Below are 11,714 nucleotides of genomic sequence, written 5' to 3'. Positions count from 1 at the left end.
GGTGCCGGGCGCGACCGCCCCGCAGGCCCTACCCCCGGGCGGTCCGGCGGCCGAACAGGAAAGCCGCGGTGACGCCCGTCAGGAGGCCGAAGAGGTGGCCCTGCCAGCTGACCGTGGTGTTCGTCGGCAGGATGCCGGTCAGGATCCCCGCCCCCCAGTACGCGGCGATCACGACGCCGACCAGCACCCCCAGCACCCGCCGCTCCACGAACCCGCGGACCAGCAGATAGCCGAAGAGCCCGAAGACCAGCCCCGAAGCCCCGGCCGTGACGGTGTTCGACGCGGAAACCAGCCACACCCCGAGCCCGTCCACGAGCACGACCACCGCGCACAGCACGAGAAACCGTCGAATCCCGCTCAACGCGGCGACGAACCCGAGCGCGAGCAGCGGCACGCTGTTGGACGCCACATGGCCGAAGCCGAAGTGGAGGAATGGGGAAAGGGGAATCCCGGTCAGTCCGTCGGCGGTGCGCGGGATGATCCCGTACGCGTCCAGCGCGTGCCCGGTGGCCAGGTCCACCACCTCGATCAGCCACAGCAGGGCCACCCAGCCCAGCATCAGCTTCCCGGCGGCCTTGGCCCGTTCGGCCTGGCTCCACTCTTCGGGGCGCATCTCGGCCATGTCCTGATCCCCCTGCCCGCCGACCACCCGTCGACGCTCAGGTCACCTTACTCAGCGTCGTTTTGGAGTGGCCGGATAGTCTCGGAGCTATGACTGACGGCAAGCGCACCCCGTGGGTGGTCGGGGTTTCCGGGGCGTCCGGGACGCCGTACGCGGCCGCGGTGATCCGCGGACTGCTGGCGGCGGGGGAGAGCGTGGACCTGGTGGTCAGCCGGGCCTCGCGGCTGACCCTGCTGGACGAGACCGGGATCGCCTTCCGCGATGCGCACTGGCGCGACGATCTCGGCGCCTGGCTCGAGCACGGGGCGGACGGCAAGCCCGCGACCTTCGCCCGGCCGGAACTGGGCGACGTCCGCTACTGGGGCGCCGGCGACCTGGCCGCCGGGCCGAGCTCGGGCTCGTACCCCGTGAAGGGGATGCTGATCGTGCCGGCGTCCACGGCCTGTGTGGCGGGGGTGGCGCTCGGACTGTCGAAGGACCTGCTCCAGCGCGTCGCGAGCGTGACGCTCAAGGAGCGGCGCCGGCTGGTGGTCGCGGTGCGGGAGACCCCGCTGAACGGGCAGACGCTGCGGCATCTGGTGGCGCTGGACGAGGCGGGCGCAGTGGTGCTGCCCGCCTCTCCGGCGTTCTATGCGGGTGCGACGCACATCCAGGACCTGGTGGATTTCGTCGCGGGGCGGGTGCTTGATGCGGCAGGGGTGCCGCACAAGCTGTACCGCCGGTGGGAGGGGGAGCTCGGTGGCTCCCGCCCCCCGGGAGGCAAGCCGTGACTAGCGCTTCTTCGCCGTGCTCGGCTTGCGGGTCCGGTCGACGCGGTGGGCGGCGGCGGGCTGGTCGGTGCGGGATCGGTTGGCCAGCTCCTGGAGCTGTCGCATGTGCGCGTAGGCCATCTCGATCGTGTACACGGTGAACCACTCCTGATGTCGTCAGATCAGCGAGATCATCGCCAATCTGTTGAAAGATTCACAGGGTGTTGACCCTGTGTGCCTTTGATTCTATACGTAAACTTGCGGGATCGCCGAATAATGGAAGGCTCCAGGTATATGGACGCGGTGGATAGGCAGCTCATCCAGGCACTCCGGGAGAACGGACGTGCCTCGTACGCGGAGCTGGGCCGGCTCGTGGGCCTCTCCGGCCCCAGCGTCACCGACCGGATCAACCGGCTCGAGTCGGCCGGCGTGATCACCGGCTACCGCGCGACCGTCGACGCGGCCTCGCTCGGCCTCGGCGTCACGGCGCTGATCGGCATCTCCCTCTCCGACGCCGCGGACCACGAGGACGTGGCCCGCCGGCTGCGCGACCTGGCGGAGATCGAGGACTGCTGGTTCATCGCCGGCGACGACTCGTACATGCTCAAGGTGCGCGCCGGCGACGTGGACGGGCTGGAGCGGATCATCCGCAAGCTCTCCAGCACCAAGGGCGTCTCCCGTACCCGTACCACCATCGTGCTCTCCACCAAGTGGGAGAACCGGGTCGGGGACCTGCCCGAGGAGCGCTAAGAGTACGGTGGGTGGCGGTTTGCAGGCAGGACGGGACGCGTAGAGGAGACGACCGGGATGACCGGAATGGACGCTGGGCTCAAGCGCGAGCTGGAGGAGAAGGTCCGCTCCGGCGAGCGGCTGACCCGTGAGGACGGCATCGCCCTCTACGAGTCCGACGACCTGGCCTGGCTGGGCGGCCTCGCCCACGAGGTCCGCATGCGCAAGAACGGCGACGTCGTCCACTTCAACGTCAACCGCCACCTCAACATGACGAACGTGTGCACCGCGTCGTGCGCCTACTGCTCGTTCCAGCGCAAGCCGGGCGAGAAGGACGCGTACACGATGCGCATCGAGGAGGCCGTGCGCCTGGCCAAGGCCATGGAGAACGAGAACCTCACCGAGCTGCACATCGTCAACGGCCTGCACCCGAGCCTGCCGTGGCGGTACTACCCGCGCTCGCTCTCCGCGCTGAAGGAGGCGCTGCCGAACGTCTCGCTGAAGGCGTTCACGGCGACCGAGATCCACCACTTCGAGACGATCTCCGGAATGTCGGCCTCCGACATCCTGGACGAGCTGATCGAGGCCGGTCTGGAGTCGCTGACCGGCGGCGGCGCGGAGATCTTCGACTGGGAGGTCCGCCAGCACATCGTCGACCACCGCACCCACTGGGAGGACTGGTCGCGCATCCACCGGCTCGCGCACGAGAAGGGTCTCAAGACCCCGAGCACGATGCTGTACGGGCACATCGAGGAGCCGCGCCACCGCGTGGACCACGTGCTGCGGCTGCGCGAGCTCCAGGACGAGACCGGCGGCTTCCAGGTCTTCATCCCGCTGCGCTACCAGCACGACTTCGTGGACATGCAGGACGGCAAGGTCCGCAACAAGCTCCAGGCGCGGACGACGATGGCGACGGGCGCGGAGGCGCTGAAGACCTTCGCCGTCTCGCGACTGCTGTTCGACAACGTGCCGCACGTCAAGGTGTTCTGGGTGATGCACGGCGTGCAGACCGCCCAGCTGGCGCTGCTGCACGGCGCGGACGACATGGACGGCTCGGTCGTCGAGTACAAGATCACGCACGACGCGGACAACTACGGCACGCCGAACAAGCTCGGCCGTGACGATCTGCTCGAGCTGATCCGCGAGGCGGGCTTCCGCCCGGTCGAGCGGAACACGCGCTACGAGATCATCCGCGAGTACCCCGGCCCGGACGCAGCCCTGCGCGAGACCCCGCAGGCGATGCGCGTCTGAGGCGCTCCGTTGCTCGAACGGCCCTGGTCCCACGAGGACCGGGGCCGTTCGCATGTCGGCGCGCTCTTTCGTTGCCGAGACTGCCGGTAATAGATAATCTGCCTCCATGGCCCTTACTTTCACGGTCGACCCGGTTGTCGACCCCGCGCTGCGCGACGGCGTCGCCGAACTCTGGACCGAGGTCTCCAACGCCGGCGGCGCGGTCGGATTCGTGCCGCCCGTCACCGCCGAGGACATCCGGCCCGAGCTGGTGAAGCACCTCGTCGCGATGGCCGAGGGGCGCCACCGGCTGGTCGTCGGCCGTGATGCGCACGGGCGGGTACAGGCCGCCGCCGTCCTCGCGTTCAACACGCACCGGTTGCAGACGCACTGGGTCTGGGCCTACACCGTCATGGTCAGCCCCGGCCTCCAGGGGCAGGGCGCCGGCCGGGCGCTGATGGAGGCCGTCGCCGACGCCGCGCGCTCGTTCGACGGCATCGAGGCGATCCGGCTCGGCTGCCGCGGCGGCATGGGCCTGGAGCACTTCTACGCGGCCTGCGGCTACAAGGAGGTCGGCCGCGTCCCGGACGCCATCCGGGTGGCCCCGGGCGACGACCGCGACGACATCACGATGCTGCTGCCGCTGCATTGACCCCCGGAGGGTTTGTCCGTAGCTGCGGCGTGCTTCACTGGACGGGCACCTGACGACGTACCGACGAGAGAGAAGGGGTCACCGTGTCCCTCAAGCCGAGCGCAACGATCCGCTACACCGCGATGCGCCTGGGCATCTTCGTCGGATGCCTCGTCCTGGTCTCCGTCCTGGTCAACGTGGGCTGGGTGCCCGCCGGCCTCGGCGACGCCAACCCCGCCTGGGTCGTGCTGCTCGCCCTCGTCATCTCCGCGCCGGTGTCCTTCGTACTCCTGCGCAAGCAGCGCGACGAGATGTCCACGCAGATCTCCGGACGCGTCGCGGGCGCGAAGGAGCGGCTCGCCGCGAACCGCTCCCAGGAGGACGCGGCCGACGACGCCGCCCGCGCGTAAGTTCCCGCACATGCGTTAGCTGCGTCACAGCCCAAAGCGCACCGAACCGCCCCAGCACCGGGAACTTCCCCTGCGTGCTGGGGCGGTTCGGCGTTTTCGGGGTGCCCATGTCTCAAAGTGCACCTTTGAGATCCTCAAAGGGAAAGTGTTAGCGTGTTAAACATGTTGACCACAGTTGCGCATGAAATGACCACGGGTGTCCTGCTCGTGGCGCGCCTGCACGTCGACCTCTGCCGCCGCGTGTCCGCGGCCTGTTGTGGCTGTCGCTGAGTCCACGCCGTTCTTCCGTCCCCACTTTCTTTGCGCATCACCCCCGGAGTGTGTCCGTGTCCGCGACCCCTCAGGCCCCCGCCAAGGCCTCTTTCAAGTTCCCCTTCTGGGCCCAGATCGTCACCGGCCTCGTGCTCGGTGTCCTGTTCGGCTGGCTCGCCCGCAGCCAGGACGTCAGCTGGCTCGCCAAGACTCTCGAGCAGATCGGCGACATCTTCGTCCAGCTGCTGAAGCTGGCCGTGGCCCCCCTCGTCTTCTTCGCGATCCTGGTGTCCATCACCAACCTGCGGAAGGTGAACAACGCCGCCCGCCTCGCCTCGCGCACCCTGCTCTGGTTCATGATCACCTCGCTGATCGCCGTCGGCATCGGCCTCGCGATCGGCCTGCTGACCAACCCGGGCGCCGGCACCGGCCTCACCCCGCAGGACGGCAAGCTCCCCAAGCGCACCGGCTCCTGGCTCGACTTCCTGACCGGCATCGTCCCGAAGGACGTCATCACGCCGTTCACCGAGCTGAACGTGCTTCAGATCGTCTTCCTGGCCGCCGTCGCCGGTATCGCCGCCCTCCAGCTCGGCAACAAGGCGCAGCCGCTCCTGAACGTCGCCGAATCGGTCCTGGAGCTGCTCCAGAAGGCCCTGTGGTGGGTCATCCGCCTCGCCCCGATCGGCACCGTCGGCCTGATCGGCACCGCGATCGCCTCGTACGGCTGGGAACTCATCGGCAAGTACGCGACCTTCACCGCCGACGTGTACATCGGCTCGGCGCTCGTGATGTTCGGCGTCTACCCGCTGCTCCTCGCGACGGTCGCCAAGGTCAACCCGATCCAGTTCTTCAAGGGCGCCTGGCCCGCGATCCAGCTGGCCTTCGTCTCCCGCTCCTCGGTCGGCACCATGCCGGTCACCCAGAAGGTCACCGAGCGCCTCGGCGTCCCGAAGGAGTACGCCTCCTTCGCCGTCCCGTTCGGCGCCACCACGAAGATGGACGGCTGCGCCGCGATCTACCCGGCGCTCGCCGCGATCTTCATCGCGCAGATCTTCGACGTCCAGCTGACGATCACCGACTACCTGCTGATCGCCTTCGTCTCGGTCGTCGGCTCGGCCGCCACGGCCGGCCTGACGGGCGCCACGGTCATGCTGACGCTGACCCTCTCCACCCTGGGCCTGCCCCTGGAGGGCGTCGGCCTGCTGATGGCGATCGACCCGATCCTGGACATGATGCGCACCGCCACGAACGTCGCGGGGCAAGCCCTGGTCCCGGTCGTGGTCGCGGCCCGCGAGGGAATCCTGGACAAGAAGGCCTACGAGGCCGCCTCGTCCTCCCCGCTGGACGACCCCACCGCGGTCCCCGTCCCGGCCTGACCGTCCCACCACCCCGCAGCCCCCGCCCCCGTCCGGGCGGGGGCTGCGGTGCGTTCACAGGGCCGTCGCGGCGAAGTGGGCGAGCGTGGCGAGGACCAGCGGGACGGCGTACCACCAGCGGTTCATCGTCCGGCGGTAGACCGGGAGGAGGGAGAGGAGCAGGCCGGCGAAGCTGAGGCACAGGGCTACAGCGCCCATCGCGTGGGCGTCGTCGCGCGTGCGCTGGTCCTCAGCCGCAATCGGGTCGGCCACCAGCAGGAGGACGCAGATGTACACCGCGGGCAGGTAGATGAGGGCGAGGGGGACGCCGAGGACCCACTGGAGGCAGCCCCGGTCCTCGGGCAGGTCGATGCTCTCGCGCCCGCTCCCGTACGTCATTGCATTGCCTTCTTCACGTTGCCGAGGTTGTTCCGGAAATCATCGCCGTAGTCCTGGGCCTTCTTCGACTCCCAGTACGGGCCGCCGTTGTAGCGGGCGGCGATCTCCTGCATCTGGGCCTCGGTCAGCTGGTCCGCCGGGATGTTCGCGTAGCCGGTCTCCTCCTTGATCTGCGCCAGGAAGCCGGCGGCTATGAAGGCGTTCTGCTTCGGGTCCTGGAGCGCGGACTTCACCACGTTGCGCTGCTGGTCCGTGAGGTTCTCCGGGTCGTAGCCCAGTACCTCCGCCCCGCGCCGCAGCTGGACCGCGATCGGGCCGAAGGAGGTCTCGTCCGGCTTGCCGCCCGCGCGGTCCGGCAGGTTCTCGGCCGTGACCGGGCTCAGGCCCCACGGGGCGTCCGCCGCCTGGCGGAAGAAGTCCACGCCGTCGTCGAAGATGCCCGGCTGGCCGCCGACCTCCTTCCACGCGATGCCCGCGACCATCTCCTCCGGTAGCCCCGCCCGCTGCGCGGCCGCGCGCAGGATCTCCTTGTTGTTGCGGATCCACTCGGCCCGGCCCTCGTCCGACTGCGGCGGGTCCCAGTAGTTGTCGTCCGCCTCCGGCAGCCCCGCCACCCGCATCCGGATGTCGCGCAGCTCGGGTGAGACGGGCTCGTTCCCGAACGGGCCGGTCATCTCCTTCTTCGGGCCGCTGCCCGGCAGGTGCGTCAGGGGGTTCGTACGGGCCTCCGCCGCCTCGCGGCGGATGTCGGCCATCGCCGCGTACACGTCGACCCCGCCCCCGCCGCCCTTGACCTTGAACTCGGGCAGCAGCTCGTACGCCTGCTTCATCGCGTGGACGCACACGCTCCGAGCCTCCTGCTCGGCCGTCTTCGCCAGGTGGAAACTGCCGCCCGCGTCATCGTGCAGCCGGTTCGCCTCCTCGCGGATGTCGTCCACGTCCATCGTCAGCTCGGCGAAGAAGTCCATGACCCCGGTCGTCGCCCGCATGTCCTCCCACTGGCACATCGGCTCCGCCTCCTGCGCCGTGCGCGTGATCGCCGTACCCTTCGTGGCGATGAGCGCCGCGAGCTTGCGCTCGGTGCGCTTGCCGTTCGAGTAGTGCGACTTGGCGGTCGTCAGGGCCGCCGCGTACGCGTGCAGGGCGCTTGCCGCCTTGTCGTACCCCTCGGCCATGTGGAGCACGAGCTGACGGGCCTCCGACAGGCGGTCGGTGTACGTGTGGCTGCCGTCGCTCTGCCATTGCGTACCGGTCTCCGCGCGCCGCGCGGGATCCTCGGCCTGCACCAGCAGATCGCGCAGCCGCTTGAACTCGGCGGCGTTGCGCTCCACCAGCGCCGGGTTGCACTCCTCCAGGAACTGGACGTCCTTGCGGTGGCTCAGGCTCACTTGGACTCCGGCTTCACGTACTGGCCGCCGTCGAGGATGCCGCCCAGAAAGTTGCGGGCCGTCCCGTCGTCTACCTGCGCGAAGCTGGTGCCGGTGGTCTTGAGCTTGGTGGCCAGGGCGGCGAACAGGTTGATCGTGTCCTTGAACTGGTCGTCGGCGAAGCGGGCGAAGCGCAGGGCCTCCGCCGAGACGTCCGCGTGGGCCCGCGGGGCGCGGGCCATGGTGCTCGCGTCGCCGTCGGGCCGGCCCTCGTGGAGGAGCGCGGCGATCTCGATCAGCAGGTTGGCGTTGCCGTTGATGGACTGCGCCCCGGCCACGAGGCTCCCGGCCGGGCTGCCCGGGGTGCTCGCCTCGGCGGGCACGTGGTTGAGGCGCATGGCGGGCGACTGCTGCGCGAGTACGGCGGCCTTGTGCTGAGCCCATTCCGCGTCGAACGACATGTGTCCCCTGAGTAGTTGATAACCGGACATGACCAGATTCGGCTGATCATGTTCATGAGGGACGCGGATGGGGAGCACACGGTTCCAAGCGGTGGAAGCGACAGCCCGTTGCCCCGGCCGTGACGGCCGGGGGCAACGGCCGCCCCTGCTCAGGCGGGCTGCTCCGGCGCAGTGGCCTTGATCACTGCGAAGGTGCCGCCCTGGGGGTCGGCGAGGACGGCCATCCGGCCGGCTGCCATGTCGAACGCCGGGGCTTTGACGCTGCCGCCGGCCCGCTCCGCGGCCGCCTGGATGCTGTCGACGTCGTCGACGTGGAAGTAGGGCTGCCAGTGCGGCGGAACCCCAGGCGGCATCGAGGAGAGATCCATCAGCCCGCCGACCGCGCGACTGCCGACCTTGAACTCCGTGTACCCCTGGGCGTCCGGCATCTGCGACGGGACCGTGGTGAGCGGCAGTACGGCGGAGTAGAACGCGGCGGCGGCGTCGGTGTCGCCGGTGCTCAGCTCGTTCCAGATCAGCGCGCCGTGCTCGTTGACGATGCCCGCGCCGGGGAAGGTGCCGTACTGCCAGAGGCCGACTGCGGCGCCGGTCGGGTCGGTGATGACGGCCATCCGTCCGAGGTCCATGACGTCCATCGGGCCCATCATCACTGAGCCGCCCGCGTCGGTGACCGTCTTGAGGGTGGCGTCGACGTCGTCGGTGGCCAGGTACGTGGTCCACGCGGTCGGCGGCATCGGGTCCGGCACCGTCCCATCGGGGTTCATGGCCTTCATGATCCCGGCGACCGGCTTGCCCTTGAGGGTGCAGACGGAGTAGCCGCCGGTCTCCGCCGGGCCGATCTCCCCCTGCCAGCCGAAGAGGTCGCGGTAGAAGTCGAGGGCGGCCTGCTGGTCGGGGACCATCAGGTCGATCCAGCAGGGGGTGCCTGCCTGGTAGGGGCCGTTCATGTCGGGCACGGATGCCTCCGGGGCTGCCGATGGGGGATGGACGGCCCGGTCCCTACCCAGGCCCCACCGGCCGAACCGGGCCGTACGGATGAATGTGCGAGGGCTCCCTTATAGTCGGTCGCTGCTGATCAACTGAGTGTGTACGGGGGACTGGTGACGGTACGAGAGATACGAACGGCGGCACGGATGATCGGGCGGCGCAACGCAATGCGCTACCTGGCGATCGGGGTCGGCGCCACGCTGGTCGCGGCGTGCGGCGGCAAGGACAAGGCCGCAGCCCCGGCCTCGGGGGGCGCGGACGCATCGTCCTCGGCTCCTTCGGCCTCGGCTTCGGGACCGGCGGGTGGCGGGGCCGCATCCTCCGCAGCCGCCCCGGCACCGGCGTCGACCGCGTCCACCGTGGTGACCAGGGCCTTCGACGCCTTCATCAAGGGCGACTGGCACCTCGAGTCGACCACGCCGAACGGCGAGACCGTGAAGGGGACCGCCACCGTGAACGCGGACGGCGGCGGGAACTCCGGCTGGACCATCACCTGGACCAGCGGCCCCGAGCCGGTCACCTGGCACGGAGGCTGGCTGCACCGCGGCGGCCACCTGGTCCTCGACGTGTACGAGGCCCCCAAGGGCGTGAGCCGGCTGACCGGCGGCGAAGCCCTCACCGTCCCCAACGAGGTCGGGGACAACGTCTCGCTCACCTTCCCCTGGAAGCCCCCGGGCCACAAGGACACGAGCGACGGTCAGGTGCTGAAGGTGACGTACAAGAACAACGTGCTGCGGATCGTCCACAGCGAGGGCGGGCACAGCGAGTCGGTGCACGTCTGCACCCGCGCCTGAGGGACGTCGTCAGATGCCGGACGCGTGGGCCACGAACCCGGCCCACGCGTGCGGCCCGAAGGCCAGGTGGTCCCGCTGGATGTCCTTGGAGTCCCGGACCAGGACGGCGCCGGGGGTGTTGGCCACCTCGACGCAGTCGTTGATGTCGCTGCTGTCGCTGTAGCTGCTCTTGAACCACTCCAGCTCGGCCATGTGGATCACGTCTCTCCCAGCAGTTTCTCGATGAAGGCTCGTGACTCCCGGGGCGAGAGAGCCTGGGCCCGGATCATGCCATAGCGCAGATCAAGGATCTGCAACTGCTTGTGTTCAGAGACCGGACGGCCGTTGAAGATTCCTTCGGAGCGTCCCACTGCCGTTCCGTCACCGAACTTCAGCACCTGGATGCGGCCTCCCATTCCGGCGTGGTCCTCGCAGATGGTCGGCATCACCTGGATCGTGACGTTCCGCAACCCGGCCAACTCCAACAGTCGTTCGAGTTGGCCGCGCAACACCATTGTGCCCCCGATGGTGCGTCGCAGGGTCACCTCTTCCTGGACGAAACTGAGAGCAGGCCCAGGCGACCGCTCGAAGATCGACTGCCGAGCCAGCCGTGCGGCTACTCCCCGCTCCACCTGCTCCGGTGACTGAGGGGGCTGAGCCATCTCGAAGAGCGCCCGGGCATAGTTCTCGGTCTGCAACAGGCCATGGATGTTGTGGTTGTTGTAGGTGCCGATTTCGACGGCCTTGCCCTCCCTCTGCTTCAGGTCCCGGACCTTCCTCGGGTAGCGGACCTGTTCCAGGTCCACCTTCATGGCGGCGATCTTGCCGCCCGCGTTCAGTACCTTGTCCGCCCTGTCCAGGTACTCGGGGCGGGGGATCCGCTTGCCCGCTTCGACCTTGCGTACCAGGTCCTCCCCGTACCGGATGGCCGCCCCGAAGTCGGCCGCCCGCATGCCCGCCGACTCACGCCAGGTCTTGAGCTGGCGGGCCAGCGCGGCGAGCACCGCTACGCCCTGTTCGTCCTCCGGGTCTACGTCCCACCCGGGTTCTTCCGTACCGTCAATGTTGTCCACGCTCATTGCGCGCCCACTTCCGACGAGCCGATGTCCTCAGCGCCCCGTACCCGTCAGGTCGGTCCGGACAGCCGCGACAGCACTGGACAAGCACCGGACAAACGCGGGACGTACGGGCGGTGTTGGTTCCCACGGTACGCACGGACCGCCACGCTGAGTGACGTGATTCCTCAACTCGTCGACTTTCACGTCCAGCTGTCCGCGACCCCGCGCGGGGCTCGGCTCGGGCGCGTGCTCGCCATCGAACAACTCCGTGCCTGGGGGCTGCCCTTGGAGGTGCCGGGGCAGATCATCGCCGAGCTCTCCGCCAACGCGATCACCCACGGGCGCGTCCCCGGACGGGACTTCCGGCTCGCCCTCACCGTCACCCCCGGCACGCTGCTCATCGAGGTGACGGACACCCGGGGTGACCGCATCCCGGAGATTCGCGACGCGGGCCGGGGTCTGGTCCTGGTCGAAGCACTGGCAGACCGTTGGGGCGTAAGGGAAGGGCCGACCCCGTGCAAGGTGGTGTGGGCGGAGGTCTCATTCGATGCCGCGTCACGATTCGTCGCGACCCGGCGTGCTTAGACGCATAAAGACCTAAAGAACCGGGGGAAAGAACCAACCAACCCAACCCCACCGGCCCTCGTCGCTCGGTCGGGTGAACTGTGCCAACTGAGCTGGATTTCGGTCC

Annotated in this window: 16 protein-coding genes; 8 read left to right on the top strand and 8 right to left on the bottom strand. The window is 69.1% G+C overall.

The window, feature by feature from the left end; all coding sequences use genetic code 11:
• Nucleotides 1–28: 28 nt before the first annotated feature.
• The gene (locus tag AB0M76_RS16710; protein WP_365953499.1) at nt 29–622 is read right to left on the bottom strand and encodes a rhomboid family intramembrane serine protease; all 594 of its coding nucleotides are present in this window, start codon (nt 620–622) and stop codon (nt 29–31) included.
• Nucleotides 623–711: 89 nt separating this feature from the next.
• Between AB0M76_RS16710 and AB0M76_RS16705 the strand changes: the two genes are divergently transcribed.
• Entirely contained in the window at nt 712–1,392 is a 681-nt protein-coding gene (locus AB0M76_RS16705) for a UbiX family flavin prenyltransferase (protein WP_365953498.1), read from the top strand.
• Here AB0M76_RS16705 and AB0M76_RS16700 read toward each other — a convergent pair whose 3' ends face one another.
• On the bottom strand, nt 1,393–1,527 hold the full coding sequence (locus tag AB0M76_RS16700; protein ID WP_266626677.1) for a hypothetical protein: 135 nt from the start codon (nt 1,525–1,527) through the stop codon (nt 1,393–1,395).
• 138 nt (nt 1,528–1,665) lie between these two features.
• On the opposite strand from AB0M76_RS16700, the gene AB0M76_RS16695 reads away from it, so the two are divergent.
• From AB0M76_RS16695 to AB0M76_RS16675, 5 genes are all read left to right on the top strand, one after another.
• Nucleotides 1,666–2,121 (top strand): Lrp/AsnC family transcriptional regulator, encoded by a 456-nt coding sequence (locus AB0M76_RS16695; RefSeq protein ID WP_030302184.1) that lies wholly within the window; start codon nt 1,666–1,668, stop codon nt 2,119–2,121.
• 66 nt (nt 2,122–2,187) lie between these two features.
• Nucleotides 2,188–3,351: an aminofutalosine synthase MqnE gene (mqnE, locus tag AB0M76_RS16690; RefSeq protein ID WP_365953562.1), complete on the top strand. Its 1,164-nt coding sequence runs from the start codon at nt 2,188–2,190 to the stop codon at nt 3,349–3,351.
• A gap of 106 nt (nt 3,352–3,457) precedes the next feature.
• The gene (locus AB0M76_RS16685) at nt 3,458–3,982 is read left to right on the top strand and encodes a GNAT family N-acetyltransferase (RefSeq protein WP_365953497.1); all 525 of its coding nucleotides are present in this window, start codon (nt 3,458–3,460) and stop codon (nt 3,980–3,982) included.
• An 83-nt stretch (nt 3,983–4,065) separates the two neighbouring features.
• Nucleotides 4,066–4,371, top strand: a complete 306-nt coding sequence (locus AB0M76_RS16680; RefSeq protein ID WP_365953496.1) for a DUF4229 domain-containing protein — start codon at nt 4,066–4,068, stop codon at nt 4,369–4,371.
• Nucleotides 4,372–4,691: 320 nt separating this feature from the next.
• Nucleotides 4,692–5,999 (top strand): dicarboxylate/amino acid:cation symporter, encoded by a 1,308-nt coding sequence (locus AB0M76_RS16675; protein ID WP_365953495.1) that lies wholly within the window; start codon nt 4,692–4,694, stop codon nt 5,997–5,999.
• 54 nt (nt 6,000–6,053) lie between these two features.
• On the opposite strand, the gene AB0M76_RS16670 is transcribed toward AB0M76_RS16675, so the two are convergent.
• From AB0M76_RS16670 to AB0M76_RS16655, 4 genes are all read right to left on the bottom strand, one after another.
• A complete protein-coding gene (locus AB0M76_RS16670) occupies nt 6,054–6,377 on the bottom strand; it encodes a hypothetical protein (RefSeq protein WP_365953494.1) in 324 nt (107 codons plus the stop codon).
• Nucleotides 6,374–7,765, bottom strand: a complete 1,392-nt coding sequence (locus tag AB0M76_RS16665; RefSeq protein ID WP_365953493.1) for a hypothetical protein — start codon at nt 7,763–7,765, stop codon at nt 6,374–6,376. The genes AB0M76_RS16670 and AB0M76_RS16665 overlap by 4 nt, the downstream gene beginning before the upstream one ends.
• On the bottom strand, nt 7,762–8,205 hold the full coding sequence (locus tag AB0M76_RS16660; RefSeq protein ID WP_365953492.1) for a hypothetical protein: 444 nt from the start codon (nt 8,203–8,205) through the stop codon (nt 7,762–7,764). Before AB0M76_RS16660 ends, AB0M76_RS16665 begins: the two co-directional genes overlap by 4 nt.
• A gap of 149 nt (nt 8,206–8,354) precedes the next feature.
• Nucleotides 8,355–9,152: a VOC family protein gene (locus tag AB0M76_RS16655; protein ID WP_365953561.1), complete on the bottom strand. Its 798-nt coding sequence runs from the start codon at nt 9,150–9,152 to the stop codon at nt 8,355–8,357.
• A gap of 153 nt (nt 9,153–9,305) precedes the next feature.
• Here AB0M76_RS16655 and AB0M76_RS16650 point away from each other — a divergent pair, with 153 nt between their 5' ends.
• A complete protein-coding gene (locus tag AB0M76_RS16650) occupies nt 9,306–9,986 on the top strand; it encodes a hypothetical protein (RefSeq protein WP_365953491.1) in 681 nt (226 codons plus the stop codon).
• 9 nt (nt 9,987–9,995) lie between these two features.
• Here AB0M76_RS16650 and AB0M76_RS16645 read toward each other — a convergent pair whose 3' ends face one another.
• The gene (locus AB0M76_RS16645) at nt 9,996–10,178 is read right to left on the bottom strand and encodes a DUF397 domain-containing protein (RefSeq protein WP_365953560.1); all 183 of its coding nucleotides are present in this window, start codon (nt 10,176–10,178) and stop codon (nt 9,996–9,998) included.
• A 5-nt stretch (nt 10,179–10,183) separates the two neighbouring features.
• A complete protein-coding gene (locus tag AB0M76_RS16640) occupies nt 10,184–11,044 on the bottom strand; it encodes a helix-turn-helix transcriptional regulator (protein WP_365953490.1) in 861 nt (286 codons plus the stop codon).
• Between the two features lie 156 nt (nt 11,045–11,200).
• On the opposite strand from AB0M76_RS16640, the gene AB0M76_RS16635 reads away from it, so the two are divergent.
• Nucleotides 11,201–11,608 (top strand): ATP-binding protein, encoded by a 408-nt coding sequence (locus AB0M76_RS16635; protein WP_365953489.1) that lies wholly within the window; start codon nt 11,201–11,203, stop codon nt 11,606–11,608.
• The last annotated feature ends 106 nt before the right edge of the window (nt 11,609–11,714 follow it).

The organism is Streptomyces sp. NPDC051364, from assembly GCF_040682115.1.
Classification (GTDB): Bacteria; Actinomycetota; Actinomycetes; order Streptomycetales; family Streptomycetaceae; genus Streptomyces.
The sequence above is the reverse complement of the archived record's forward strand: the minus strand, read 5'-3'. Positions and strand labels throughout refer to the sequence as shown.